General features: G+C 63.5%; 25 protein-coding genes, 2 pseudogenes and 1 riboswitch. Of the genes and pseudogenes, 9 read left to right on the plus strand and 18 right to left on the minus strand.

Annotation, left to right across the window (positions count from 1 at the left end; genetic code table 11):
• The first annotated feature begins 25 nt into the window (after positions 1–25).
• Positions 26–426, plus strand: a pseudogene (locus FJ970_RS26530) (GFA family protein).
• 84 nt (positions 427–510) lie between these two features.
• On the opposite strand, the gene FJ970_RS26535 reads toward FJ970_RS26530, so the two are convergent.
• The 6 genes from FJ970_RS26535 to FJ970_RS26560 form a co-directional block, all read right to left on the minus strand.
• Entirely contained in the window at positions 511–804 is a 294-nt protein-coding gene (locus tag FJ970_RS26535) for a hypothetical protein (RefSeq protein WP_140760051.1), read from the minus strand.
• Between the two features lie 148 nt (positions 805–952).
• A complete protein-coding gene (dxs, locus tag FJ970_RS26540; protein ID WP_140760049.1) occupies positions 953–2,866 on the minus strand; it encodes a 1-deoxy-D-xylulose-5-phosphate synthase in 1,914 nt (637 codons plus the stop codon).
• Between the two features lie 99 nt (positions 2,867–2,965).
• Complete coding sequence (locus tag FJ970_RS26545) at positions 2,966–3,886, minus strand: pirin family protein (protein ID WP_140760047.1); 921 nt, start codon at positions 3,884–3,886, stop codon at positions 2,966–2,968.
• Positions 3,887–3,926: 40 nt separating this feature from the next.
• Positions 3,927–4,193: a DUF2277 domain-containing protein gene (locus FJ970_RS26550; RefSeq protein WP_140760044.1), complete on the minus strand. Its 267-nt coding sequence runs from the start codon at positions 4,191–4,193 to the stop codon at positions 3,927–3,929.
• 92 nt (positions 4,194–4,285) lie between these two features.
• Positions 4,286–4,537 (minus strand): exodeoxyribonuclease VII small subunit, encoded by a 252-nt coding sequence (locus FJ970_RS26555; RefSeq protein ID WP_140760076.1) that lies wholly within the window; start codon positions 4,535–4,537, stop codon positions 4,286–4,288.
• Positions 4,538–4,540: 3 nt separating this feature from the next.
• Complete coding sequence (locus FJ970_RS26560; RefSeq protein ID WP_140760042.1) at positions 4,541–5,467, minus strand: histone deacetylase family protein; 927 nt, start codon at positions 5,465–5,467, stop codon at positions 4,541–4,543.
• A 122-nt stretch (positions 5,468–5,589) separates the two neighbouring features.
• Positions 5,590–5,769, plus strand: a riboswitch (cobalamin riboswitch).
• Between the two features lie 171 nt (positions 5,770–5,940).
• Here FJ970_RS26560 and bluB point away from each other — a divergent pair.
• Positions 5,941–6,447 (plus strand): annotated as a pseudogene (gene bluB / locus FJ970_RS26565) (5,6-dimethylbenzimidazole synthase); the annotation flags it as partial.
• A 167-nt stretch (positions 6,448–6,614) separates the two neighbouring features.
• Here the strand turns inward: bluB and FJ970_RS26570 are convergent.
• Together FJ970_RS26570 and FJ970_RS26575 are read right to left on the minus strand one after the other, a co-directional pair.
• Complete coding sequence (locus tag FJ970_RS26570; RefSeq protein WP_227791922.1) at positions 6,615–7,598, minus strand: hypothetical protein; 984 nt, start codon at positions 7,596–7,598, stop codon at positions 6,615–6,617.
• A gap of 89 nt (positions 7,599–7,687) precedes the next feature.
• A complete protein-coding gene (locus tag FJ970_RS26575; protein ID WP_140760038.1) occupies positions 7,688–8,296 on the minus strand; it encodes a TetR/AcrR family transcriptional regulator in 609 nt (202 codons plus the stop codon).
• Positions 8,297–8,415: 119 nt separating this feature from the next.
• On the opposite strand from FJ970_RS26575, the gene FJ970_RS26580 reads away from it, so the two are divergent.
• Positions 8,416–9,636, plus strand: coding sequence for an MFS transporter (locus tag FJ970_RS26580; protein WP_140760036.1), 1,221 nt, complete (start codon positions 8,416–8,418; stop codon positions 9,634–9,636).
• A 19-nt stretch (positions 9,637–9,655) separates the two neighbouring features.
• Here the strand turns inward: FJ970_RS26580 and ribB are convergent, their stop codons facing one another.
• Positions 9,656–10,756 (minus strand): 3,4-dihydroxy-2-butanone-4-phosphate synthase, encoded by a 1,101-nt coding sequence (gene ribB / locus FJ970_RS26585; RefSeq protein WP_140661422.1) that lies wholly within the window; start codon positions 10,754–10,756, stop codon positions 9,656–9,658.
• A 91-nt stretch (positions 10,757–10,847) separates the two neighbouring features.
• On the minus strand, positions 10,848–11,963 hold the full coding sequence (gene aroC, locus FJ970_RS26590) for a chorismate synthase (protein ID WP_140760034.1): 1,116 nt from the start codon (positions 11,961–11,963) through the stop codon (positions 10,848–10,850).
• Positions 11,964–12,146: 183 nt separating this feature from the next.
• On the opposite strand from aroC, the gene FJ970_RS26595 reads away from it, so the two are divergent.
• A complete protein-coding gene (locus FJ970_RS26595) occupies positions 12,147–12,410 on the plus strand; it encodes a DUF1344 domain-containing protein (protein WP_023783490.1) in 264 nt (87 codons plus the stop codon).
• Between the two features lie 92 nt (positions 12,411–12,502).
• Here the strand turns inward: FJ970_RS26595 and FJ970_RS26600 are convergent, their stop codons facing one another.
• The 4 genes from FJ970_RS26600 to FJ970_RS26615 form a co-directional block, all read right to left on the minus strand.
• Entirely contained in the window at positions 12,503–13,090 is a 588-nt protein-coding gene (locus FJ970_RS26600) for a histidine phosphatase family protein (protein ID WP_140760032.1), read from the minus strand.
• Between the two features lie 52 nt (positions 13,091–13,142).
• Entirely contained in the window at positions 13,143–13,961 is an 819-nt protein-coding gene (gene fabI, locus FJ970_RS26605; RefSeq protein ID WP_015318818.1) for an enoyl-ACP reductase FabI, read from the minus strand.
• Between the two features lie 105 nt (positions 13,962–14,066).
• On the minus strand, positions 14,067–14,999 hold the full coding sequence (locus tag FJ970_RS26610) for a DnaJ C-terminal domain-containing protein (protein WP_140760073.1): 933 nt from the start codon (positions 14,997–14,999) through the stop codon (positions 14,067–14,069).
• Positions 15,000–15,098: 99 nt separating this feature from the next.
• On the minus strand, positions 15,099–15,560 hold the full coding sequence (locus FJ970_RS26615) for an RT0821/Lpp0805 family surface protein (RefSeq protein WP_140760030.1): 462 nt from the start codon (positions 15,558–15,560) through the stop codon (positions 15,099–15,101).
• Positions 15,561–15,600: 40 nt separating this feature from the next.
• Here FJ970_RS26615 and pdxH point away from each other — a divergent pair, with 40 nt between their 5' ends.
• Positions 15,601–16,218 (plus strand): pyridoxamine 5'-phosphate oxidase, encoded by a 618-nt coding sequence (pdxH, locus tag FJ970_RS26620; protein ID WP_140760027.1) that lies wholly within the window; start codon positions 15,601–15,603, stop codon positions 16,216–16,218.
• 9 nt (positions 16,219–16,227) lie between these two features.
• Here the strand turns inward: pdxH and FJ970_RS26625 are convergent, their stop codons facing one another.
• Together FJ970_RS26625 and FJ970_RS26630 are read right to left on the minus strand one after the other, a co-directional pair.
• Positions 16,228–16,980 (minus strand): crotonase/enoyl-CoA hydratase family protein, encoded by a 753-nt coding sequence (locus FJ970_RS26625; protein ID WP_140760025.1) that lies wholly within the window; start codon positions 16,978–16,980, stop codon positions 16,228–16,230.
• Between the two features lie 19 nt (positions 16,981–16,999).
• A complete protein-coding gene (locus tag FJ970_RS26630) occupies positions 17,000–18,769 on the minus strand; it encodes an acyl-CoA dehydrogenase (protein WP_140760023.1) in 1,770 nt (589 codons plus the stop codon).
• Between the two features lie 207 nt (positions 18,770–18,976).
• Here FJ970_RS26630 and FJ970_RS26635 point away from each other — a divergent pair, with 207 nt between their 5' ends.
• The 3 genes from FJ970_RS26635 (at position 18,977) to FJ970_RS26645 (ending at position 20,709) form a co-directional block, all read left to right on the plus strand.
• Positions 18,977–19,213 (plus strand): hypothetical protein, encoded by a 237-nt coding sequence (locus FJ970_RS26635; RefSeq protein ID WP_140760021.1) that lies wholly within the window; start codon positions 18,977–18,979, stop codon positions 19,211–19,213.
• Positions 19,122–19,427 (plus strand): DUF1778 domain-containing protein, encoded by a 306-nt coding sequence (locus FJ970_RS26640; protein WP_227791923.1) that lies wholly within the window; start codon positions 19,122–19,124, stop codon positions 19,425–19,427. Before FJ970_RS26635 ends, FJ970_RS26640 begins: the two co-directional genes overlap by 92 nt.
• A 169-nt stretch (positions 19,428–19,596) precedes the next feature.
• Positions 19,597–20,709 (plus strand): glycoside hydrolase family 25 protein, encoded by a 1,113-nt coding sequence (locus FJ970_RS26645; RefSeq protein WP_140760017.1) that lies wholly within the window; start codon positions 19,597–19,599, stop codon positions 20,707–20,709.
• A 19-nt stretch (positions 20,710–20,728) separates the two neighbouring features.
• On the opposite strand, the gene purD is transcribed toward FJ970_RS26645, so the two are convergent.
• On the minus strand, positions 20,729–22,006 hold the full coding sequence (gene purD / locus FJ970_RS26650) for a phosphoribosylamine--glycine ligase (protein WP_140760015.1): 1,278 nt from the start codon (positions 22,004–22,006) through the stop codon (positions 20,729–20,731).
• Between the two features lie 164 nt (positions 22,007–22,170).
• Positions 22,171–22,992 (minus strand): phytanoyl-CoA dioxygenase family protein, encoded by an 822-nt coding sequence (locus FJ970_RS26655; RefSeq protein WP_140760013.1) that lies wholly within the window; start codon positions 22,990–22,992, stop codon positions 22,171–22,173.
• A gap of 90 nt (positions 22,993–23,082) precedes the next feature.
• Between FJ970_RS26655 and FJ970_RS26660 the strand changes: the two genes are divergently transcribed.
• Positions 23,083–23,994, plus strand: a complete 912-nt coding sequence (locus FJ970_RS26660; RefSeq protein ID WP_140760010.1) for a LysR family transcriptional regulator — start codon at positions 23,083–23,085, stop codon at positions 23,992–23,994.
• The last annotated feature ends 43 nt before the right edge of the window (positions 23,995–24,037 follow it).

The following is a 24,037-nucleotide window of genomic DNA, read 5'->3' on the forward strand; positions in this document are numbered from 1 at the left end:
CCATCGTCGGAACCGGGGAGAACGCATGCTGACGGGAACCTGCCACTGTGGCGCTGCCCACTGGACCCTGGAGGGCGATCCCGGCCCGGTGACGGCTTGCAACTGCACCCTTTGCCGTCGCTATGGCGCGCTCTGGGCTTATGATTATGTCGACGAGCGCATTCGCGTTTCGGGGCCGACGGCCAGCTATACGCGCGCCGCAAAGGACAAGCCGTCGCTTGAAATCCTGTTTTGCCCGATCTGCGCCTGCGTGCTGGCATGGCGCGGCATGCGCGCCAGCGATTCTGGCCGAATACGCATCGCCGTCAATGTGGGCTGGCGCCGCCCGAAGCCGTTGCCGACTTGCCGATCGACCGTTTCGACGGTCTCGACTCTTACGACGATCTGCCACGCGATGGCCGCTGCGTGCGCGATATGTGGTTTTAGACTCTTTGTTTTCACGCAATTCCCTAGGGAAAGCGCTGCGCGCTTTTCCCGGGAAAACCGCTACGCACTTTTCCTGGAATTTCTCTAGAAGATCGTGCGGGACACTTGGCGCTCGACGGCTGGAGACAAACCGTCGTCCCCATCCTCTGACGCTTGCTGACGCGGATGCTCGGTCGCAACAGCGGGCTGAGGTGAAGGGTCCGGCAGCATCACGAGCTGCGGCACCTGCCTGTAGGAAAAGCCGCCGCGGATATCGCCGATCTTGCCGGCGACAATGCGGACCACCGCCTTTTCGAGATTGCGGTCGTAGCGCGTTTCGGCGGCAGCCGGCACGACCATCACGGCCAAAAGGGCCGCGCCGCACAGAAGCGTCTTCATTGTTGTTGTCTCCCTGCCTGGCAGTGATCTAGCAGGGCGCAGTTGAAAAACCGCCAAGGGACACGGTAAGCGAAACGCCAAACGGCTGCGTTAACAGTGCGTTACGGTATCAAGCCGGCAAACTGATTCAAGCTGTTGAGGTTTTGATTCAGGCGCGCTGGGCGCGGACTGTTTGGCCGAGGGCCGTGAAAACGGTGCGCACGATCCCGGCGGCGTCGAGACCGGCATCGGCATACATCTTCTCCGGCTTGGCGTGGTCGGTGAAGGCGTCGGGCAGAACCAGCGGGCGTACCTTCAGGCCGTTCTCCAGCAATCCTTCATGGGCAAGGAACTGCAGCACATGGCTGGCGAAGCCGCCGATAGCGCCCTCCTCCACCGTCACCAGGACCTCGTGCGAGCGGGCCAGCCGCCGGATCAGATCCTGGTCGAGCGGCTTGGCGAAGCGGGCATCGGCGACCGTGGTGGAAAGCCCGGCCGCGCCGAGTTCCTCGGCCGCGGCAAGGCAATCCTGCAGCCTTGTGCCGAAGGACAGCAGGGCAACCTTGCTGCCTTCCCGGACGATGCGGCCTTTGCCGATCTCGAGAACCGAGCCGCGCTCGGGCATGTCGACGCCGACCCCGTTGCCACGCGGATAGCGGAAGGCGATCGGGCCATCGTCATAGCTGGCGGCGGTGCGCACCATGTGGCGCAGTTCCGCTTCGTCGGCCGCCGCCATCACGACAAAGCCCGGCAGGCTTGCCAGGAAGGTGGTGTCGAAGGCGCCGCAGTGGGTGGCGCCGTCGGCGCCGACGAAGCCGGCGCGATCGATGGGGAAACGCACCGGCAGTTTCTGGATCGCGACGTCATGGACGACCTGATCGTAGGCGCGCTGCAGGAAAGTCGAATAGATCGCCGCGAACGGCTTGTAGCCTTCCGTCGCGAGGCCGGCGGCGAAGGTCACCGCATGCTGCTCGGCGATGCCGACATCGAAGGTCCTCGACGGGAACACCTCGCCGAACAGATCGAGGCCGGTGCCGCTCGGCATGGCGGCGGTGACGGCGACGATGCGATCGTCCTCGCGGCCCTCCTGGATCAGGCTTTCGGCGAACACCTTGGTGTAGGCAGGCGCGTTGGCCGGCGCCTTGGTCTGCGCGCCGGTGATGACGTCGAATTTGTTGACGCCGTGGTATTTGTCGGCGGCCGCTTCCGCCGGCGCGTAGCCCTTGCCCTTCTGGGTGACGACATGGATCAGCACCGGCCCCTTGCCGTTGTCGCGGACATTTTTCAGGACCGGAATCAGATGCTCCAGATTGTGGCCGTCGATCGGGCCGATGTGATAGAAGCCGAGTTCCTCGAACAAAGTGCCGCCGGTGACATAGCCGCGCGCGTGCTCGACCGCCCGGGTGATGGCCCGATCGGCCCGCTTGCCGAGATAGGAGGTCAGTTTCTTGCCGAAGTCGCGCAAGCCGATATAGGCCTTTCCGGAAGCCAGGCGCGCCAGATAGGCGCTCATCGCGCCGGTCGGCGGCGCGATCGACATGTCATTGTCGTTGAGGATGACGATGAGGCGCGCATCGAGCGCGCCGGCATTGTTCATCGCCTCATAGGCCATGCCGGCCGACATGGCGCCGTCGCCGATGACTGAAATGACATTGTTGCGACCACCCGAAAGGTCGCGGGCGGCGGCCATGCCGAGACCCGCCGATATCGATGTCGAGGAGTGGGCGGCGCCGAACGGGTCGTATTCGCTCTCGGCCCGGCGGGTGAAGCCCGACAAGCCGCCTTCCTGGCGCAAGGTGCGGATGCGGTCCCGGCGTCCGGTCAGGATCTTGTGCGGATAGGCCTGGTGGCCGACATCCCAGATCAGCCGGTCATCGGGTGTGTTGAAGACATAGTGCAGCGCCACCGTCAGTTCGACTACGCCAAGGCCGGCACCGAGATGGCCGCCGGTGTGGGAGACAACATCGACCAGTTCGGCGCGAAGCTCGGATGCCAGTTGCGGCAATTCGCTCTCGGCCAGCGTGCGCAGGTCGACCGGGACGCGAACCTTGTCGAGAAGCGGCGTATGCAGCGTTGCGTTCACGTTGGGCCCAGACTTTCTTTTCTTCGGCGGGATAGGCCGCCGGCCGCCGAAAGTAAATGCGTGTCGGTGACGCGGATGGTCAGCCCCTCACCGATCCGCTCAGCCTTCCGGCAGCGGAATGAATTCTTTCTCATCGCCAGGAACGATATCGAAGCGGCCGGTCTTCCATTCCTGCTTGGCCTGCTCGATGCGCTCCTTGGACGAGGAGACGAAATTCCACCAGATGTAGCGCTTCGAACCGAGCGAGGCACCGCCGAACAGCATGAAATGCGCACCCGTCGGCGACGATATGACGATCTCGTCGCCGGGACGGAACACCAGCAGCCGTTCCGCCGGAAAGACGTCGCCTGAAATCGAGACCTCGCCCTCCAGCGTGTAGATGGCGCGCTCTTCCGCATCGGCCGGGATCTTGACGCTGGCACCGGGCGCAAGCCGCAAATCAGCGTAGAGCGTTTCGGAATCCGCCCGCACCGGAGACCGCAATCCTTGGAAATCGCCGATGACGACACGGCCGCTGACGCCCTCGGCATCGATCTCTGGAAGTCGCAGCGCAGCTGTGTTCTCGAACACCGGCGCCACCTCTTCCTTGCCGTCGGGCAGCGCCAGCCACGTCTGCAGGCCGGAGATCGACATCGGCGCGCCGCGCAATTCCTGCGGCGTGCGCTCGGAGTGGACGATGCCGCGGCCTGCGGTCATCAGGTTCACGTCGCCGGGCTCGATCACCATTTCGGTGCCGAGCGAATCGCGGTGCCTGATCTTGCCGTCGAACAGATAGGTTACGGTCGACAGGCCGATATGCGGGTGCGGACGAACGTCGAGCGCCTGGCCGGCGCGCATGATGGCGGGACCCATTCGATCGAAGAAGATGAACGGCCCGACCAGGCGCCGCTTGGCGGTCGGCAAGGCGCGGCGCACCTCGAAGCCGCCAATATCCTTGGCGTTCGGGATGACCATCAGCTCGATCTGGTCGCTGGCGAAGGCATCGCCGGCCTCAGGGTCTTTCCCCGGGAAGAAGCTCATGAACTCTCCTGGTCAGCGGTCAGTGGGCGCTTTGGGCATATCAGGCGAACCGGATCGCCGCCTTTGCTCTTAGTTTAGCCGCCACCTCTTCGCGATTGCGCGGATGCTGGTGGGTTTCGAGCGAATCGAGAAGCTCGCGTGCCGATGCCGCGATGGCGTCGACCGCGTGATCAAATGCATGCTGGTTCTTGGCGGAAGGCCGCGTCGTACCGCTCAGCTTGCGGACAAACTGGAGTGCCGCGTCGCGGACTTCGTCATTGGTTGCCGGCGGATCAAAATTGAACAGGGTCTTGATGTTTCTGCACATCGCTTCCGTATCTCCTCTTGTCCGTTTCAATCGGGACGAACTGTATCCTCGATCATGATCGTGTCCAAAAATCGGTAAAGCTGCTCGGCTCCCTAGTCCGCGTCGAGCGGCTCGGTTCCAACCGGCTTGCCGTCGCGCGACAGCCTGATCTTCTCGACCTTGTCCTCAGCGGCCTTCAGCAACCGGTCGCAATGCATCTTCAGCGCCTCGCCGCGCTCGTAGATCCGGATCGACTGGTCGAGCGGCACGTCGCCACGCTCCAGATCATCGACGATCTTCTCCAGAGCGTCGAGTGCCTGTTCGAAGCTCATCGCCTTGACGTCTTCGTTGATCTCACCAGTCATCATTCATCCTTTCATCAGTCGCCCGACATGGGCGGCGACCGAAAATGCCAATCCCTGCAGATCGTAGCCGCCCTCGAGCAGGCTGACGAGCCGGTTGCCGCCATGGCGTGCGGCGCGCTGCATCAGCTGGCCGGTCGCCCAGTCGAAATCGTCCTCGGTCAGATTGATTTCCGCCAGCGGGTCGCGATGGTGCGCGTCGAAGCCAGCCGAAATGATGATCAGGTCGGGCGCGAAATTGTCGAGTGCCGGCAGCACGCGCGACAGGAAGGCATCGCGAAACACCTCGCTGCCGGTCCGCGGCGCCAGCGGCGCGTTGACGATGTTGCCGGCGCCGGTCTCGCTCTTCGCCCCGGTGCCGGGATAGAGCGGCATCTGGTGCGTCGAGCAATAGAGGACCGAAGGATCGTCCCAGAAAATATCCTGCGTGCCGTTGCCGTGATGCACGTCCCAGTCGACGACGGCGACACGCTCGGCGCCATGCTTCTTCTGCGCATAGCGGGCAGCGATTGCCGCCGTATTGAAGAAGCAGAAGCCCATGGCCGTGGTCTTTTCCGCATGGTGCCCAGGTGGCCGGGCGGCGACGAAGACATTGTCGGCGCGGCCCGCAAAGACGTCGTCGACGGCGGCGTTGGCGGCGCCGATCGCCGTGGTCGCGGCCTGCCAGCTCTTCGGGCTGGCGGTGGTGTCGGCATCGATGCGGGCAATGCCTTCGTCGGGGATGGCGGCGCGGACACGCGCGACGAAATCGGCGGGATGCGCGTAAAGGATGGTCGCCTCGTCGCCTTGCGGTGCCTCGACACGGTCGAGCGCGGCGAAAGCTTCGTCGTCGAGCACGCGTTCGATGGCGCGCAGGCGGTCGGGCCGCTCGGGGTGACCGGGCGGGGTGATGTGTTCGAGAAAGATCGGGTGCGTGTAGAGACGAGTGGCCATGTCCCCCTATCTAGTGCCCCGGCGCGGCGATGGCCATGCGTTGCGGCCTGATCGCTGGGGAAAATCGAACCTGCGTCCATTCATGTCGCTGCGGGCATTGGCGTCGCCGGCCATTCGGCGTAAGACTGCCGCTACTGCCTGGTGCCCGCGAAAGCGGGAGAATCGGGAACACGGTTTGATACCGTGGCGTGCCCAACGCTGTGAGGGGGACTGCGCCGGTAAGTGCCACTGTCGATGACGGGAAGGCACCGGACGTGGGTTGATCCCGAGCCAGAAGACCGGCCTGGCAGGCATCGTCATCCGCATGGTCAGGCGGATGACGTCAGAGCGACGTGCGTTCTCTTGGACGCACAAAGTACGCTCTGAAAATTTGAACTGCTGCAATCGCAAGGGGACAAGCGATGCCGGAAGATATGACCGCTGCAATGGGCGATGGATTCGACCAGATTGCGCGCGACGCGGTTTACCGCGCCATGTTCACGCGGCGCGACGTGCGTAGCCATTTTACATCGGAGACGATCGACGACGAGGTGCTGGCGCGGCTGCTGCTTGCCGCCCATCACGCGCCGTCGGTCGGCTTCATGCAGCCCTGGAATTTCATCGTCATTCGCGATGCCGCGCGACGGGGGGAGGTGCGCGACCTGTTCTTGGCCGCCCGCGAACAGGAACTGCCGGCAATCGAGGCAGACCGGCGGGCGCTCTACCGCAAGCTCAAGCTCGAAGGCATTTGCGAAAGCGCGCTCAACATCTGCATCACCTGCGACCGCGAGCGTTCGAAAGGCTCGCCGCTGGGACGCTGGCACAATCCGGAAATGGATCTCTACAGCACGGTCTGCGCGGTGCAGAATTTCTGGCTGGCGGCACGCGCCGAGGGCGTTGGCGTCGGCTGGGTCAGCATCATCGAGACGCAAGCGCTGAAAAGCCTTCTATCTATCCCCGAGCACGTGACGCCGATCGCCTATCTCTGCGTTGGCCGTGTTTCCGAGTTCGCGCCCAAACCCGACCTCGAAACGCATGGCTGGGGCCGACGGCTGCCGCTGCCCGACCTGATCATGAGCGAGACGTTTTGCGGCCAGGGTGAGGCGTCGCTCAAATCCACGGTGGCCCGCCTCAACACCGTAGCCGCTGCGCCGGCAAACCTCGCCGATCAGCGCGTCGCGCCGGCCGTACCCCAGCGCGAACCGTCGAAGGTGGAGAGCGCCTTGTCCTTGAGTTCCCGGAACTTTGACGAGGCTTCGGCGAGCCGGGCGTCCCAGGCGGCATCGGGGACCTGGCCCTCGATGGTCTTGAAATAGACCTGCATCAGGCAGGCAATGGCGAACGGCTCGATGAAGGCCGCCTTGAAAGCCCAGGCAAAGACGATGGCCAGAACGAAGGCCCAACCGGCGAGCTGACCGGGCATGACGTAAAGAATAGTGGCTGCCGGCGCCAGCATCAGCAGGAAGATGACAAAGGAGACGCCCCACATGATGACCGCCAGCCAGACCGCGTTCCTGACCATTGTCTTGCCGTTCTGGGCGTAGAGCACGACGCCTTGCCGCGCCGTCTCGAACGGCGAGGACGAATTGATGCGGATGTTGTAGCCGAGAATGATCTCGTCGACATAGGTGAGCGACAGGCGGATCACCGTGTTGATGAACGAGACCAGGCCGCTCAGGCCCGGAATGGGCAGGAAGGCTGCGATGCCGCCGAGCAGGCCGGTGATGGCGCGGATGGCGCCCTTGACCAGTTGGTCGACGACGAAAAGGATGTTCGCCTCGGCAAAACGCTCGGTCACAACCTCTTTGGCGTAGGCGATCTGGTTCTGGCCATCGGGAACGTCATGGCCGTCGATCAGATGCACCATGACGGCGATATGACCTGCCTTGACGACGTAGAGGATGTATTCGCGGATCCAATAGACGGCGATCGAGACGAGGCCGAAACCGACCACGCCGCCCCACATGGCAAAGGACAGCGGTCCGTCGGGGTCGGTGGAGATATGGCCGACGCCATAGCCGACCGAGGCACCGGTGCCGGTGGCCATGATGTAGGCCAGCGTGATGCCGAAATAGACGATCATGCGAAAGACAATGAAAGGCCAGGTCCGCATCATGATGGAGACCGACCTGCCGATATCGAAATCCCACATGCCCGAATCTCCCCTCAGAGATGGCTGTGGAGGATGCGCTCAAACCGGCTATTGTCAATTGCAGGCGGCGGCGGGAGGGCCACGGTGGCTCAGTTTGGCCGCGCTTCCGGCTTCTCGAGCAGGCCTTCAAGCAATTGCTTGAACGCGGCCACCACCTTCCTCGACGTCGCTTCGGGATCGTTCGAATTGGCGATCCGCTGCGCGGCCTGACTGCTCGCTCCGTTGATCAGCCGCGCGGCCGTCTCCGGATCGAGCGCCGGCACGACCACCCCTTCCTTTTGCAGCGCGGTCAGATGATCGGTCATTGAACCGACGCAGGCATTGGCATTCGACCATTGTGCCGGATCGCCCAGCACCGCCGGACCGTCCCGGAACATGATGCGCTGGATTTCCGGCTCGAGCGCCATCTCGATATAGGTGGTGCATTCGTCGACGAAATGCTGCCAGCGGGTCGGCGCCCTCGACGCGACCTCGTTCACCCGCGCCGCCATCTCAGCATCGATTTGCGCGATAACCGCCTCGAGCAGTCCCTTCTTGTCGCCGAAGTGATGATAGAGGGCGCCGCGCGTCAGTCCGGCCGACGCGGTGAAATCGTCCATCGACGCTTCGGCGTACCCGATGGTGCCAAAGGCTTGGCGTGCCGCGGCGATCAGCTTGGCGCGTGTCTCCGCGATCATCTCCTTGCGTGGTCGATGCATGTCCTGGCCTTATCTACATACGCCCCGTATGCCAATTGACATACGGGGCGTATGGTCTATTTAACACTCATACGTGTCGTATGTAATCGTCGAATCGCCCCTTGTCGAGGAACAGGATCATGCAAAACCCCTATTCGGAAATTTTTCGCGCTCCCGGAGCCAAGGGCTTTGCCGCCGCCGGTTTCGTGGCGCGCCTGCCGATCGCCATGGCGCCGATCGGCATCGTGGCGATGCTGTCGCAGACGCGTGGCGAGTACTGGCTGGCGGGTGCGGTTTCCGCGACATTCGCGTTGACCAACGCTTTCCTGGCGCCGCAAATATCGAGGTTGGTCGACCGCCTAGGCCAGACGCGGGTTGTCGTACCCACCACCGTCATCTCCGTGCTCGCATTCGCGACCCTGATCGCATCGGCCAACCGGGGTTGGCCGGTATGGACGCTGTTCGTGTCGGCATTGGCGGCGGCGGCGATGCCAAGCATGCCGGCCATGGTGCGTGCGCGCTGGACCGAGATTTTCCGGAGCCGACCCGAGATGAACACCGCCTTCGCCTTCGAGTCGGCGGCCGACGAACTGGTCTACATCGCCGGCGCATCGCTGTCGGTGGGCCTCAGTGCCGCGCTGTTCCCGGAAGCGGGCGTGCTCGTCAGCACGCTGTTCCTCGCCCTTGGCTCGACAGCCTTCATCCTGCAGCGTTCGACCGAACCGCAAGTGCGACCGGTGGACCATGGCTCAACGGGCTCGGCAATCCGCCTGGGGCCGGTTCAAATCATCACCTTCGCCATGATCTTCATCGGCGCGACTTTCGCGACGACGGAGGTGAGCACGGTGGCGATCACCAAGGAATTCGGCCAGCCGGGCGCCGCAAGTCTCGTCATCGGCGTCTATGCGCTGGGGTCCTTCGTGCTCGGCATCATCATCGGCGCGCTCAACCTGAAAGCACCGCTGCAGCGCCAGCTCGCCATCGCGGTCGCTTTGGTCACGCTCGGCACGCTGCTGCCGCTTACCGCCGGCACCGTGCCTGCGCTCGCGCTGACTGTCTTCATCAGCGGCGTGGCGATCTCGCCGACCTTCATCACCGCCTTCGGCCTGATCGAACGGCATGTCCCTGAAACGATGCTGACCGAAGGCATCACCTGGGTGATGACCGGCATCGGCATCGGTATGGCGCTGGGCTCTTTCGCCGCCGGTGCGGTGGTAGACGCGTTCGGCGCCCAGAGCGGGTTCTGGGTTTCGGTGGCGTCAGGCGTTATCGCACTGATCACGGTGCTGCTCGGCCAGCGCAGCCTCGCCACCCACGGATGCGAGCTGGAAGGATGCGAGGCGGCAATCCCGGCCGAATGACAGCCAGGATTTGTCGAGCTCAGATAATCTCGGTCTTGGCGATGTGAATGCCAAACCCTTCGAGGCCGACATAATGGCGTTCGCGCGAGGCGATCAGATTGATCGAGGAAATGCCGAGATCCTTCAGGATCTGTGCACCAAGGCCGATCTCACGCCATTCGCTCTCGCGCCGGCGCGCCTCTTCATGATCCTCGCGATCGCCCGGCGCCGGCCGGTTGCGCTCCTGGTGAGCGACGCCGACCGAGCCCTCGCGCAGATAGACGATGACACCGCGCTTGCGCTCGCCCATCGCCTTCATGATGCCATCGAGCCGGTGGCTGGTGCCGAACACGTCGGTCACCACATCCTCCGAATGCAGCCGCACCGGCACCTCCTCGCCGTCGCGAATGTCGCCAAAGACGATGGCGACGTGATGCATCGTGTCCCAGGGCAGCGTGTAGGTGAAGACCTGCGCCTTGCCACCCAGCGTTTCGATGTCGGAGCAGGCGACGCGCTCGACCAGCGTTTCCTTGCGCTGCCGGTAGGCGATTAGATCGGCGACCGAAACCTGCTTGAGGCCGTGCTCCTCGGCGAAGGCCGCGACTTGCGGGCCGCGCTTGACGGTGCCGTCATCATTGACCAGTTCGGAAATGACACCGATCGGCGGCAGGCCGGCGAGCTTGCAGAGGTCGACGGCCGCCTCGGTATGGCCCGAGCGCATCAAGACGCCGCCCTCGCGCGCGATCAGTGGGAAGATGTGGCCAGGGCGGACGAAATCGGAGGCGCCGACATTGCCGTTGGCAAGGTTCCGCACCGTCAGTGTGCGGTCGTCGGCCGAAATGCCTGTCGTCGTGCCATGCTTGAAGTCGACGCTGACGGTGAAGGCGGTCGTGTGGGCCGAATCATTGTCGGCCACCATCGGAGCGAGGTTCAGCCGCTTGGCCTCCTCGCGCGGCATTGGTGTACAGACGATGCCCGACGTGTTGCGCACGATGAAGGCCATCTTCTCCGGCGTACAGTGAACGGCGGCGACGATCAGGTCGCCCTCGTTCTCACGCCCGTCATCGTCCATCACGACGACAATCTCGCCGCGTTCGAAAGCCCGGATTGCTTCGACGATCTTCTTCTGGTCGTAAGGCATGGAAATGCTCGCTTCGCTCGCAGGGAATAGGCAATAGGCAGTAGGGAAAAGGAAATTTTGGCTCTTTCGGGCGGGCAGACTGGCCTCCTGCCTAATCCCTACTGCCTATTCCCTTTCCTGTCTGTCCTCGATGCCGCAGATAGTGGTCGGCAATGGCGCAGGCAACCATGGCCTCGCCGATCGGCACGGCTCGGATTCCCACGCAAGGGTCGTGGCGACCCTTGGTCATCACCTCCACATCGTTGCCGTCCTTGTCGATCGATTTGCGCGGCGTCAGGATCGAAGAGGTCGGCTTGACGGCAAAGCGCGCGACGATCGCCTGGCCGGTGGAGATGCCGCCGAGGATGCCGCCGGCATTGTTGGACAGGAAGACCGGCTTGCCGTCATTGCCCATGCGCATTTCGTCGGCATTCTGTTCGCCGGTAATGCGGGCGGCCTCGAAACCGTTGCCGATCTCGACGCCCTTGACGGCGTTGATCGACATCAGGCCGGAGGCAATGTCCTGGTCGAGCTTGGCATAGATCGGCGCGCCGAGGCCGGGAGGCACGCCGTCAGCGACGATCTCGATCACCGCGCCGACCGAGGAACCGGCCTTGCGAATGCTATTGAGATATTGCGTGAAGACGGGAACCGAAGCGGGATCGGGGGTGAAGAACGGGTTCTCGGCATCGCCGATGAAATTCCAGTTCCAGTTGGCGCGGTCGATCGACTTCTCGCCCATCGAAACGAGTGCGCCGCGCACCACCAAGCCCGGCACAACCTTGCGGGCGAGCGCGCCGGCGGCGACCCTGGCCGCTGTCTCGCGCGCGGAAGAGCGGCCGCCGCCGCGATAGTCGCGTATGCCGTATTTGACGTCGTAGGTGTAGTCGGCATGGCCCGGCCGGAACTGGCGGGCGATCTCGCCATAGTCTTTCGAGCGCTGATCGACATTCTCGATCAGCATCGACACCGGCGTGCCGGTGGTGATCATCGTCGCGCCGTCCTCGTCGAGGACGAAGCCTGAGAGGATCTTCACCTCGTCGGGCTCGCGGCGCTGGGTGACGAAGCGCGACTGGCCCGGGCGGCGCTTGTCGAGTTCGGCCTGGATTTCATCGCGCGTGAAACGGATACCCGGCGGACAGCCATCGACCACGCAGCCGAGCGCCGCGCCATGGCTCTCGCCCCAGGTGGTGACGCGGAAAAGATGACCGAACGTGTTGTGAGACATGGAAAGTGCCCTGCCCGGCATCGAAACCGGCTGAAGCCAGCCTTCTATTGGCGTTTTCCACAGTGGTCAAACTGTGATCTGGCGGATTTAGTTTTGACACATTCGGTTGGTTTCTGCTCTGCTCCATTCGCCGTTGAGGATCCGCCGCCACCCAGGCCGGCGCAATGACCAAAGAGGACGATGATGCGTACCCTGATTGGCGCTGTTGCCGCCACGCTGCTGCTTTCCACTGCCGCCTTTGCCGGCCAGACCGAGGGCCTGATCAAGAAGGTCGACAAGGATGCGCTGACGCTGACGCTGGACGACGGCAAATCCTACAAGCTGAACGCCGAGACCGATCTCGACGCGCTGAAGCCGGGCATGGACATCGTCATCGCTTACGATGTGACCGATGGCGAAAACGTCGTCACCGACATGCAGTTGCCGGGAGACAGCGACACGAACTAAAGCGCGTCGCGTCGAAACGGATTCATGCGACTTCCCCAAACGGAGGTCACTTTTGGGCGACATGCATTAGGAATTGGCCGTCACCAGGCGTACTAAAGCCACTCCAGGCTCTTGCCATCAAGTTTGAGCACGCGATCGTGCGGTATCTCCAGGTTCGCGGCCTCGTCCTCGGGCATATCAAGCACGAAGCGAAAGAGGGTGCGCATGACGCCACCATGTGTCACACAGATCGTCCTGCGGTCGATCTCGTCGAAGCAAGGCTTTACCCGCTCAAGCAGCATCTGGTAGCTCTCGGCACCTTCGCCCGGCGGCTGAAAATTCCATTTGTCGCGAGCACGCGTCCTGCTTGCCCCGGGAGACCGCGTCTCGAGCTCGGCAAAGGTAAAACCCTGCCAATCACCGAAATTGACTTCAATGAGCCTGACATCGCTTCGATAGGCGAGCGGATCGAGCTTCATGGCGGTGCGGATGCGTTCCATCGTTTCGCGCGTGCGTCTCATCGGGCTGGCGACGAAATCGAAATTCTCGGGATCGCAGACGAGTTCGGCCAGCCGATGGCCGTTTCCTGTCGCCTGTTCGCGGCCGAGAGCATTGAGATCGGTGTCGGCCTGGCCCTGAAGCCGGAACTCGGCGTTCCACGCGGTTTGGCCGTGGCGCACGATATAAACCAGCGGGTACATCAGCTCTTCCGGAGATCGGGCCAGGGCCTGGACGGAGGATAGGCGGAGAGACCTAATCCTTGACCGTCGAAATATCCGGCGCGTCGACCGCCTTCATGCCGACGACGTGATAGCCGGAATCGACATGGTGCACCTCGCCGGTGACGCCACGCGACAGGTCGGACAGGAAATAGACGCCGGAATCGCCGACTTCTTCCTGCGTGACCGTCTGTTTCAGCGGCGAATTGTATTCGTTCCACTTCAGGATGTAGCGAAAATCGCCGATGCCTGAGGCGGCAAGCGTCTTGATCGGGCCAGCGGAAATCGCGTTGACGCGGATCTTCTTGGCGCCAAGATCAACCGCGAGGTAACGCACGCTGGCCTCGAGTGCCGCCTTGGCGACGCCCATGACGTTATAGTGCGGCATCACCTTCTCGGCGCCGTAATAGGTCAGCGTCAGCAGCGACCCGCCCTCGGTCATCAGCGCTTCGGCGCGCTTGGCGATGGTGGTGAAGGAATAGACCGAAATGTCCATGGTGCGCAGGAAATTGTCGCGCGTCGTCTCGACATAGCGGCCGGTCAACTCGTCCTTGTCGGAAAAAGCGATGGCGTGGACGAGGAAATCGAGCTTGCCCCAATGCTTGGCGACATTGGCAAAAACCTCGTCCAGGCTCGCAGGATCGGTGACGTCGCAATGGCCGGCGACAAAGGCGCCCAGCTCCGCCGCCAGCGGCTCGACCCGTTTCTTGAAGGCTTCGCCCTGATAGGTCAGCGCGATCTCGGCGCCGTGATCGACGCAGGCCTTGGCAATGCCATAGGCGATCGACCTGTTATTGGCGACGCCAAGAATAAGGCCGCGCTTGCCGGCCATCAGGCCCTGTCCACCCGCCATATGCGTGTTCTCCGCAAGATATCTGCTTTGTGGAGTGCCTATCGCACAGGCACACAGCCCCTTCAAGCGTTCAAACCGGACAGTTCGGGGGACAAAAGCTCTCGATCAGCCTTTTTGGCCGCGCAACAGCGATTCCAATGCACTGTCGCCGCCTTCCGGCAGCATGATGCGCACATGGGCATAGAGATCGCCATGGCCGCCGGCTTTCTCCGGCAAGCCCCTGCCCTTGAGCCGCAGGACCTTGTCCGAGCTCGACCAGGCAGGCACGTTGACCGCGAGCCTGCCGGTCGGCGTCTCGACCGGCACCTTAGCGCCCAGCGCCGCATCGGCCAGCGAAACCGGAAGATCGGCGTGCAGGTCGCGACCTTCGATGCGGTAGCGCGGATGCCGGCGGATGTGGATCTTGACCAGTGCATCGCCGGGCTGGCCTGGTCCCTGCTCACCCTGGCCTTTCAACCGGATGGTCTGGCCATCCTCGACATAGGCCGGCAGCTTGACCGCAACCTTGCGGCCATCCGGGAACATCGCCGTTACCTTCTCGGCGTTCGCCGCTTCCTCGATGGTGACGTCGAGCGTGACGTTCAGGTCAGCTGATGTCGCCGGTTGGCGGCGATCGCCTGCGCCTGGCCCGCGTGCGCCGGAGAAGGCGTCGCCGAAAATCTGGCTGAAGATGTCGCTGTTGCCGTCGAAAGGATCGCCACCGGGGCGGCCCGATCGGAACTCGAATCGCGAGCCGCCGGCGCCCTGTTGCTGACGGCGAAACCCGGCAAAGGGGTCGCCACCGCCGGCCGCACCTTCAAAACCTTGGAAACGCGGCTTGCCGTCGGCGTCGATCTCGCCACGGTCGAAAGCGGCGCGGTTCTTCTCGTCGCCGATGACCTCATAGGCCTGATTGGCCGCGGCAAAACGGTCCTTCGCCTTGGGATCATTCGGATTCTGGTCCGGATGATGCTTCTTGGCGAGTTTCCGGTACGCCGATTTTATGTCCTTGGCCGATGCGTTCTTTGCAACGCCCAGCACCTCATAGGGGTCGCGCATGCTTCCTGCCCTGGAAAGGAGTGAGTCCATACTTGCCCCCTATATGCGCTCGCATAGGAAGAAATTCCAGTAGCGGGGCGTCACATCGAGGGCGGAAAATCAGAGTGCCTTGAAGCCCTGCATACGCCAGCCGCCGGCACTGGCAAGACAGAGTTCGCCCTCGAACATGGCAACGCCGTCAAAGCTTTCGCGCGAAGCCTTGAAGCGGCGGCAGGTCTGGCCGCTGTCCTTCAATTCCGCCAGTTCCGTGATGGAGCCGCGCGAGCCGGTGCCGGTGTTCGCCCAGGGCACGGCTTGGCCCCCGAGCTGCTCGATGTCGACGGACGACACCGCATTGCCGATCGTCGTCTGGTCGGAGTCGCGATCCGAATCGGCCGGCCTGACCGAAGCCGATGTGCTGCTGGTCAGGATCGAACGATCGACTTCGGCCTTGTCCAGGCTGAAACCCCCAGCACCGCAGCCGGCAAGCGGCAGGACGATTGCCACGATCGCCGCTCTCGCGCTGGCCGAAGCGATAACGCCCCATTGCCTGCTGTCAAAAGCTTGCGCGATACGCGACAATCGGCAACCTCCCTGATCTCGTGACAATTTGAGAAAAACTATGAGTGATGCAGCGTTAACAACCAGTGACTTTACTGATGCGGCCGAGCCGTTTCGCCTCTTCGCCGCATGGCTGGACGACGCCACCAAGAGCGAAATCAACGATGCCAACGGCGTGGCGCTGGCGACCGTCGATGCCGAGGGCATGCCGGACGTGCGGATGGTGCTGCTCAAGGGGTTCGATGAAAGCGGCTTTGTGTTCTACACGAATTTCGAGAGCGCCAAGGGCCAGGAGATTCTAGGCAGCATGAAGGCGGCGATGTGTTTCCACTGGAAATCGCTGCGCCGCCAGGTCCGCGTCCGCGGTCCGGTGGAAATCGTCAGCGACGCCGAAGCCGACAGCTATTACGCGACGCGGCCACGCGGCAGCCGCATCGGCGCCTGGGCGTCGAAGCAGTCGCGACCGTTGGAAAGCCGCTTCGCGCTGGAAAAGGCGGTCGCCGAATACACGGCCCGTTACGCCATCGGCGAGATCCCGCGACCGAAACATTGGTCGGGCTTCCGCATCGTACCGAAGACGATCGAGTTCTGGCATGACAGGCCGTTCCGGCTGCATGACCGGGTGGTCTTTTCCCGCGATGCAAAAGGCGGCTGGGATAAGACGCGGCTTTATCCCTGAAAAGGAACCTCAGCCCTTTTTCCTGGTCATGAAGGCGGTGAGCGCGGCACGCGCCTCGTCGGACTTCAGCCGCTCGCGGAAATGCTCGCTTTCCACCCCGATGCGGGCGACCAGATCGTCGCGTGAGCCACGCATCAGGTCGCGCGCGATCTTGAGCGCCTGCGGCGGCTTGGCCGCGATCTGGCCGGCTGCCGACAGCACCGAGGCCTCCAGAGCGCCCTCCTCGACCACCTCGTAGATCAGCCCGGCGGCCTTCGCGCGCTCGGCCGAGAAGCCTTCGCCTAGGCCGAGAAGGGCGAAAGCGCCCTGCTGACCCAGGATGCGCGGCACCAAAAGGCTCGATCCAGCCTCCGGCACGAGGCCGAGATCGACGAAGGGCGTGCGGAACACCGTGCGTGGCGTGGCGAAGGTCAGGTCGCAATGCAGGTTGATCGTGGTTCCGATGCCGACCGCGATGCCGTCGACGCCAGAGACGATGGGCTTTTCGACACGGGCCAACGCCAGCAGGAAATCCCAGACCTCCGTGCCGCCATCGCCGCCGGTGGCCACGATCATGAAATCGGCAAGGTCGTTGCCGGATGAGAAGGCGCCGGGCACGCCGAGAAAGACATGGACGCGGACCGCCGGATCGGCGTCGCCTTCGGCAAGGGCCGCCGACATCTTGGCATACATGGCGCGCGTCAGCGCATTCTTCTTGTCCGGGCGGTTCATGCGGATGATCTGGATGGCGCCCTGGCGCTCGACGAGGATGTGGTCTGTCACGGTCTTTTCCTTGTGAAGGTCAGGCGGAAATCAGTGCCTTGCCGGCAGCAGCCAGGCTTTCGGCGCCGTCGATGACGCGCTCCTTCAAAGCGCTGACTTCGCCAAGCAGGTTTTCGGCGAAGAAGCGGCAAAGCGCGATGCGGCCCTGGTCGGCAAGAGCGGCCCGCGCCAGATAGGCGCCGCCGGCGGCAAGCGAGATCAGCCGCAGATACGGCGTGGCGCCAGCCAGCGCCTTGTCCGTTTCTCCATCAGCCGACAATTTCTGCAGGAAGCGCGTTGCTTGCCTCAAATTGGAGAGCGCCTGATCGAGAGCATCGGCGGTGCGGCCAAAACCTTCGAGGTTCGACGTTCGCACCGCATTGGCGATACCAGCCAGTTCGTCGATATAGCCATGCACGTGCTCGCCGCCACCGAGCGGCAGCTTGCGCATCACCAGATCGATCGCCTGGATGCCGTTGGTGCCCTCATAGATCGGCGCGATGCGGGCGTCGCGGTAGAGCGCGGCCGCACCGGTTTCCTCGATGAAGCCCATGCCGCCATGCACCTGGACGCCAAGCGAGGCGACTTCCACGCCGACATCGGTGGAAAACGCCTTGGCGAGCGGCGTCAAGAGATTGGCACGGTCGCGCCAATGCGCCGCCTCGTCACCGGACGACACGCGCGCGAGATCGATGGCGTGGGCGCAGGAATAGCTGATGGCGCGGGCGATCTGTGTCAGCGCCTTCATCGTCAGAAGATTGCGCTGCACGTCCGGGTGATGGACGATCGGCGCCATGCCGGCGCCACCAAAGTTTGCCGCCTTGCCCTGACGCCGGTCATTGGCATAGGCGATCGCTTTCTGGGTCGCGGCTTCCGCGACAGCGACGCCCTGCATGCCGACGCAAAGCCGCGCATTGTTCATCATGGTGAACATGCAGGAGAGGCCCTTGTTCTCTTCGCCGATCAGCCAGCCGATGGCGCCCGGCTTGGCGCCCTGGAAACCATCGCCATAGATCATGGTGCAGGTCGGCGAGGCATGGATACCGAGCTTGTGCTCGAGGCCGGAACAGAAGACGTCGTTGCGGGCGCCCAGCGTGCCATCGTCGCCGACCAGGAATTTCGGCACCAGGAACAGCGAGATGCCGCGCGTTCCGGCCGGCGCATCGGGCAGCCGCGCCAGCACCAGATGGACGATGTTGTCGGTGAAATCGTGCTCGCCATAGGTGATGAAAATCTTCTGGCCGAAGATGCGGTAGGTGCCGTCGCCGGCCGGCTCGGCGCGGGCGCGCAGGGCGGCGAGGTCGGAGCCGGCCTGCGGCTCGGTCAGGTTCATCGTGCCCATCCATTCGCCGGAGACGAGCTTTGCCAGATATTTGGCCTTGAGTTCCTCGGAGGCGTGCTTGTCCAGCGCTTCGACCGCGCCCATGGTCAGCGTCGGGCCGATGCCGAACGCCATGGCAGCCGAATTCCACATTTCGAGCGCGGCGACGCCGAGCATGGTCGGCAACGCCTGGCCGCCATATTCCTCAGGCCCGGAAAGCGCGTTCCAGCCGCCATCGATCCAGCGGCGATAGAGTTCCTTCCAGCCCGGCGGCGTGGTGACCGCGGCATCTTTCAACACGGCGCCTTGTTCGTCGCCGATCTTGTAAAGGGGTGCCACCTCCTCGGTGGCGAAACGGCCTGCCTCGCCAAGGACGGCATCGACCAGATCCTCGCCGAGATCGCCGAACGCTCCGGCATCGAGGGCCGATTTCATGCCGGCCACGTGCTTCAGGGTGAACGCGATATCCTCGACCGGTGCCCGATACATGCCGCTCGATCCTCCTGATGCACCGGCCTCGCCGACCCTAGAGCCAGTGCCGCCGCAAAACCATCCGCCTTTGGGCGGTCTCCCACCTTCTTTTTACGTAAACGTCAAACTTTGTCACGTGGATTTTGCAATCGGGCTGGCCCGTACTAAATTGGACCGATGCCGGATCAAATCGACCGGCAACAGAAAACCAGCCGGAACACTCCCATGCTTGCCAGACCTGACGCCCATCGCTGTATCGAATGCGGCCTGCCCTACCGAGCAGCGGGGTTTTCCTACTATCACGGCGAGGTGGCAAACGGCGCCGCCTACTGGTCGGATCGCGGCATATTGTGCTCGCCGCAATGCTCGCTTGCTCATCAGCGCAAGCGCGCTGCAGAGGGCACGCTGCGGCAAGAGCCTGCGCCTGACCCGTTTGAATTTCAGCCGTTCAGCCGGCGGTAAATGCTGGGCCGGAAAAGACATGATGCCAAACAAGCAGGCCGCTATTGCCCGTGCCCAATCAGCGCTGCCCTCCACTGGCGAGGCCGCAGTCATGCGCCTTTCAATCGAGGATCAGATCGCCTTGGCGGAGGCGATTTTGAATCCGCCCGAACCGAATGAAGCGCTGCGCGCAGCCGCCAATGCTTACAAACGGCTCGTCGTGGATTCCCGATAAATTTCGCGCTTGCCAGCTATCCGGCAAAGGCCGCGTCGACCCTGCCTCTTCCCGAAGCATTTCCTTAACCATAGCGGTCCAGGATTGCCTTTGAACAACGGGGATTCCCTGTTTGAAAAGGACGGCGTGTTTCCTTCGCCGCACAGCGCTTCTCGTTCTTGCGGCGACAATGGCGCTGTCGATGGCGGCAAAAGCTTCGGACTTCTCCGAGCCATGGAAGAGCGCCGACCGCGCGCTCGTCGTCGACGCCTACGAGTACAATTCCATCGACTGGGCGCAACTTGCCACGGACAAGCGCGTCGTCGCCTTCATCAACAAGGCGTCCGACGGCATGCCGCCGCCCTATTTCTGTTTCGGAAGCGACGCCGATGTAAAGCTTTGCAAGGCGCTGTGGAAACGCCATGCGGTGACGCGCGAATTGTTCCAGACACGCAGGGTCGTTGCCAAGGCGCTCGGCATGAAATGGGGCGCCTATCACCTCGCCCGTCCTGGCAATCCGGTCGAGCAGGCCAACAATTTCCTCGATCTCGCCGACCCCGCGCCTGACGATCTCATGGCCCTCGACATCGAAGGCGTCGATCCTTCGCAATGGATGTCGCTCGACGACGCCGAGGAGTTCGCGCGTCAGGTGCATCGGCGCGTCGGCCGCTTCCCGGTGCTCTACACCAACGGCAAGACCGCCCAGTACATCGCCGACAACCGCTACAAATACCGGCTCCTGTCGCGGCTGCCGCTTTGGTACGCGCGCTACAAGCCTGACATCGACGTGCATTTTCCGATGGGCAACTGGCAGGGCTATACACTCTGGCAGTTCTCGGCGCAGGCCAATTGCGGCCGCTTCCGTTGCCCCTACAGGGTTGCCGGCACGCCCAACAATATCGACGTCAACGTAGCACCCACGGATGCCGGCACGCTGCGCCAGCAATGGCCTTTTGGCGGGCTGATCGACGTGCCGTCCGACTATCTTGCCAGCGTGCCGGTGCCGCTCTCGCGGGAAGCCGCACTGGCCGGCAAGGCGACCATCATCTATGCCGATGTGGCGACGCCGCCGACATTCGAGGAAATGGCCGCCGTGATCGGTTCGCGCTGGTCGAAATTTCGCGACGGGTTCCGTATGCCTGTCGTAAAGACCGTGCCGCGACGGCCCGGCTTCGGCATTGTCCAATATGTCGCCTGGAAGCGGGCCGGGCAGCGCTCGCCCGAACAGCTCGACGCCGCCTTTGCCGCGGCCGCCGACCCGCTGAGCACGGCCTCGACCGAACTCGATCGTAGCCACCGGTAACCGCCACCAGGTCGGAACTTCAGCCTGCCTGCTCGCGCGCCACGGCCTGCCAGCCGATGTCACGGCGGCAGAACCCGTCCGGCCAGTCTATGCGGTCGAGCGCGGCATAGACCCGCGCCTGCGCCTCGCCGACCGTGGCGCCGGTCGCCGTGACGTTGAGCACACGACCGCCATTGGCAACCAGCGCGCCGCCATTGATGGCGGTACCGGCATGGAAAATCTCGACGCCTTCGCCCCCGGCGTCCTCGACGCCGCGGATGACGGAGCCTTTCTCCGGTGTACCGGGATAGCCCCTCGCCGCCATCACAACGGTCAGCGCCGCCTCGTCGCGCCAGCGCACGGAGGTATGCGCAAGCTGGCCGTCGACGGCGGCGTTGAGCAGCACCAGAAGATCGTCCTTCAGCCGCATCATCAGCACCTGGCATTCCGGATCGCCGAAACGGGTGTTGTATTCGATCAGCTTCGGTCCGTTTTCCGTGATCATCAGCCCGGCGAACAGAATGCCGGCGAACGGCGCGCCTGATGCAGCCATGCCGCGCATGGTCGGCTCGATGATCTCGCGCATGGTGCGCTCGATCATGTCAGGCGTCATCACCGGGGCCGGCGAATAGGCGCCCATGCCGCCTGTGTTGGGGCCGACGTCGCCGTCGCCGACGCGCTTGTGGTCCTGCGCGGTGCCGAAGGGAAGCGCCGTCGTGCCGTCACAGAGGCAGAAGAAGCTCGCCTCCTCGCCGGTCATGAATTCCTCGATCACCACCTCCGCGCCGGCGGCACCGAACGATCCATCGAAACAGGCATCGAGTGCCGCCTGTGCTTCAGCCATCGTCATGGCGACGGTGACGCCCTTGCCGGCTGCGAGCCCGTCGGCCTTGATGACGATCGGCGCGCCGGTCTTCTCGACATAGGCCTTGGCGGAGGCCAGGTCGCCGAACCGGCCATAGGCGGCGGTCGGGATGTTATACCGGGCGCAGAGATCCTTGGTAAAACCCTTAGAGCCTTCCAGCCGCGCGGCGGCCTTCGAAGGCCCGAAGACGCGGATGTTTTCGGCGCGCAGATCATCGGCAATGCCGGCGACCAGCGGCCCTTCCGGGCCAACCACGACGAGATCGATTTTTTTCTCGCGGCAGAAGGCGGCTACGGCGCCGTGATGGGCAATATCCAGCTTCACCAGTTCGGCCTCGCTGCCGATGCCCGGATTGCCGGGCGCCGCGTAGAGCTTGGTCAGCAGCGGCGAAGCGGCGATCTTCCAGCCCAGCGCATGTTCGCGGCCGCCGGAGCCGAGAAGAAGAACGTTCATAGCCACCTCTTGATACCGACTATCCCACAGAGAGAACAATCCGCTATTGCTCTCTGGACGACGGGTCAAGGCATCAGGGTGGATTGATCGGAATTGCGCACGGGAACGTTATCCCTGCCAGAACAGGGGGCGCCGGCCACCGGCGCTCCTATTCTGGCTCTCGTTCAGCCCTGGTGGACCACCGGAAACCAATCCTCGCGCAGCTTCTGCCCCGGCTGCATGCCATGGCCATGGTAGGGCGGCGAGGTGCGGCCCGGCCGCTCGACATAATGGGCATCGTCGCCGACCCAGCGCAGCGACAGCGCCCGGCGCCGTGCCGCGGTCATATTGCCGCGCGCGCCGTGCGCCGTCCTGAAGTCGAACAGGATGGCGTCGCCCGGCTCCATCTCCCATTCGAGAACCTTCATCGATGGATCCTTGTCGGGATCCGGCACCGGACGATAATCGCCTTCGGCGGCGTAGAAATTGCCGTCGTCCAGCCAGCGTACCGGCAGGATCATCTTGTCCCATTTGTGGGAGCCGGCGATCAGGCGCAGCGTCGCCTCCTTCACCGGATCGATTGGAATCCAGAAGCTCACCGTCTGCTGGCCGTCGACAAAATAGTAGGGGATGTCCTGGTGCCACGGCGTCGGCTTCTGCGTACCAGGTTCCTTGACCAGGACATGGTCGTGGAAGAACTGCGCGGTGCGCGACCGCATCACCGCGGCTGCCAGTCGCGCAGCAGGCGATTCGCGCACCAGCTTGACGAATTCGGGGATGCGCTCCCAATTGCAGTAATCGTCGAAGAAACTGCCGCGGCCATTGGCGATGTCGGACGCCGTGGCGCTGCGGTTCTGCATGTTGCGCTCGATGCCGGTGGCAATCGTCTCGACCCAGCCCTTGAAGGCGCCACGGATGCAGACCGCGCCGTCACGCTGGTAGTCGGCGATTGTCTGCGCATCGATGATTTCGGTGTCGATTGCCCGTGTAGCGGTTTGGGAAGCCATGATGTCCTCCTTTCAGGATCGAGGCGACTATCGCAACGGCCGCTCATCCAGTAAAATAATAACTTCTCATCTGGCACATAGGTTTTGACTATGAGTCTGACGCTCACGCAATTGCGCTATCTCATCGCCGTCGCCCGCCATGGCAGTGTCACGGGCGCGGCCCGGGCGCTGAACATTTCGCAGCCGTCGATTTCGGTGGCGATCGATGCCATCGAAAAGGATTTCGACCAGAAACTGTTCGTGCGCCAGCGGGGAAGCGGTGTTTCGCTCACCTCCTTCGGTCGTGTCGCCGTGGCAAAGGCCAGACAGGTTCTTGCCGAGACGGACGAACTCCTGGGCCTGGGGAAGGTCAACTCGGCGATCGGCGGCGAACTGGTGCTCGGTTGCTTCGAGGATCTGGCGCCCTATTTCGCGCCGGGCCTCATCCGCGCCTTTTCCGAACGCCATCCGGCGGTCGCCGTCATCATCCGCGACGAGACGTTCGAGACGCTCGGGCGACGCCTGGCGGACGCCGCCGTCGATCTCGGCCTTAGCTACGATCTCGGCCTGCCGTCGCATTTCGCCCGCATCCTGCTGCATGAGCTGCGGCCGCATGCGCTGTTGCCGGCGGGCCATGCACTGGCGAACCGCCCCGAGGTCAGCCTGGCGGATCTGGCCGCCTACCCGCTGATCACGACCGACCAGCCGCATAGCTGGCAGCATATGCTCGACCTGTTTCGCAGCCGTGGCCTGTCGCCCGTCGCCGACATGCGTACAAGCTCCTTCGAACTCCAGCGCAGCATGGTGGCCAACGGCTTCGGCGTCGCGGTCAGCTATACCCGCCCGCATGGCGACCACAGCTATGACGGCTTGCGCCTCGTCTGCAAACCGCTGTCGGATCCGCTGCCCATGCAGCGCATCATCCTCACCCACGATACGCATCAGCGCGTGTCGAATGCGGCGCTGGCTTTCATCGAGGTGGCGAAAGTCTGGTTTTCCACACGCGACATCTTCACCTCCTGACGGGTTGACGGACGCTGCTGCCCTGCTTGCCGCTTGACGGTTT

The organism is Mesorhizobium sp. B2-1-8 (genome assembly GCF_006442545.2).
GTDB lineage: Bacteria > Pseudomonadota > Alphaproteobacteria > Rhizobiales > Rhizobiaceae > Mesorhizobium.

What these genes read in the sequence shown, in the direction of transcription:
- FJ970_RS26660 (WP_140760010.1), top strand. Translation starts at nt 23,083, where the DNA reads ATGAGTCTGACGCTCACGCAATTGCGCTATCTCATCGCCGTCGCCCGC.
- FJ970_RS26570 (WP_227791922.1), bottom strand. Translation starts at nt 7,598, where the DNA reads ATGTGGGATTTCGATATCGGCAGGTCGGTCTCCATCATGATGCGGACC.
- aroC (WP_140760034.1), bottom strand. Translation starts at nt 11,963, where the DNA reads ATGTCTCACAACACGTTCGGTCATCTTTTCCGCGTCACCACCTGGGGC.
- fabI (WP_015318818.1), bottom strand. Translation starts at nt 13,961, where the DNA reads ATGGCGGGTGGACAGGGCCTGATGGCCGGCAAGCGCGGCCTTATTCTT.
- FJ970_RS26635 (WP_140760021.1), top strand. Translation starts at nt 18,977, where the DNA reads ATGCTTGCCAGACCTGACGCCCATCGCTGTATCGAATGCGGCCTGCCC.
- FJ970_RS26610 (WP_140760073.1), bottom strand. Translation starts at nt 14,999, where the DNA reads ATGCGCGACCCCTATGAGGTGCTGGGCGTTGCAAAGAACGCATCGGCC.
- FJ970_RS26580 (WP_140760036.1), top strand. Translation starts at nt 8,416, where the DNA reads ATGCAAAACCCCTATTCGGAAATTTTTCGCGCTCCCGGAGCCAAGGGC.
- purD (WP_140760015.1), bottom strand. Translation starts at nt 22,006, where the DNA reads ATGAACGTTCTTCTTCTCGGCTCCGGCGGCCGCGAACATGCGCTGGGC.
- FJ970_RS26560 (WP_140760042.1), bottom strand. Translation starts at nt 5,467, where the DNA reads ATGGCCACTCGTCTCTACACGCACCCGATCTTTCTCGAACACATCACC.
- FJ970_RS26545 (WP_140760047.1), bottom strand. Translation starts at nt 3,886, where the DNA reads ATGAGCTTCTTCCCGGGGAAAGACCCTGAGGCCGGCGATGCCTTCGCC.
- pdxH (WP_140760027.1), top strand. Translation starts at nt 15,601, where the DNA reads ATGAGTGATGCAGCGTTAACAACCAGTGACTTTACTGATGCGGCCGAG.
- FJ970_RS26550 (WP_140760044.1), bottom strand. Translation starts at nt 4,193, where the DNA reads ATGTGCAGAAACATCAAGACCCTGTTCAATTTTGATCCGCCGGCAACC.
- ribB (WP_140661422.1), bottom strand. Translation starts at nt 10,756, where the DNA reads ATGCCTTACGACCAGAAGAAGATCGTCGAAGCAATCCGGGCTTTCGAA.
- FJ970_RS26575 (WP_140760038.1), bottom strand. Translation starts at nt 8,296, where the DNA reads ATGCATCGACCACGCAAGGAGATGATCGCGGAGACACGCGCCAAGCTG.
- FJ970_RS26535 (WP_140760051.1), bottom strand. Translation starts at nt 804, where the DNA reads ATGAAGACGCTTCTGTGCGGCGCGGCCCTTTTGGCCGTGATGGTCGTG.
- FJ970_RS26630 (WP_140760023.1), bottom strand. Translation starts at nt 18,769, where the DNA reads ATGTATCGGGCACCGGTCGAGGATATCGCGTTCACCCTGAAGCACGTG.
- FJ970_RS26600 (WP_140760032.1), bottom strand. Translation starts at nt 13,090, where the DNA reads ATGTACCCGCTGGTTTATATCGTGCGCCACGGCCAAACCGCGTGGAAC.
- FJ970_RS26645 (WP_140760017.1), top strand. Translation starts at nt 19,597, where the DNA reads ATGGCGCTGTCGATGGCGGCAAAAGCTTCGGACTTCTCCGAGCCATGG.
- FJ970_RS26595 (WP_023783490.1), top strand. Translation starts at nt 12,147, where the DNA reads ATGCGTACCCTGATTGGCGCTGTTGCCGCCACGCTGCTGCTTTCCACT.
- FJ970_RS26655 (WP_140760013.1), bottom strand. Translation starts at nt 22,992, where the DNA reads ATGGCTTCCCAAACCGCTACACGGGCAATCGACACCGAAATCATCGAT.
- FJ970_RS26555 (WP_140760076.1), bottom strand. Translation starts at nt 4,537, where the DNA reads ATGACTGGTGAGATCAACGAAGACGTCAAGGCGATGAGCTTCGAACAG.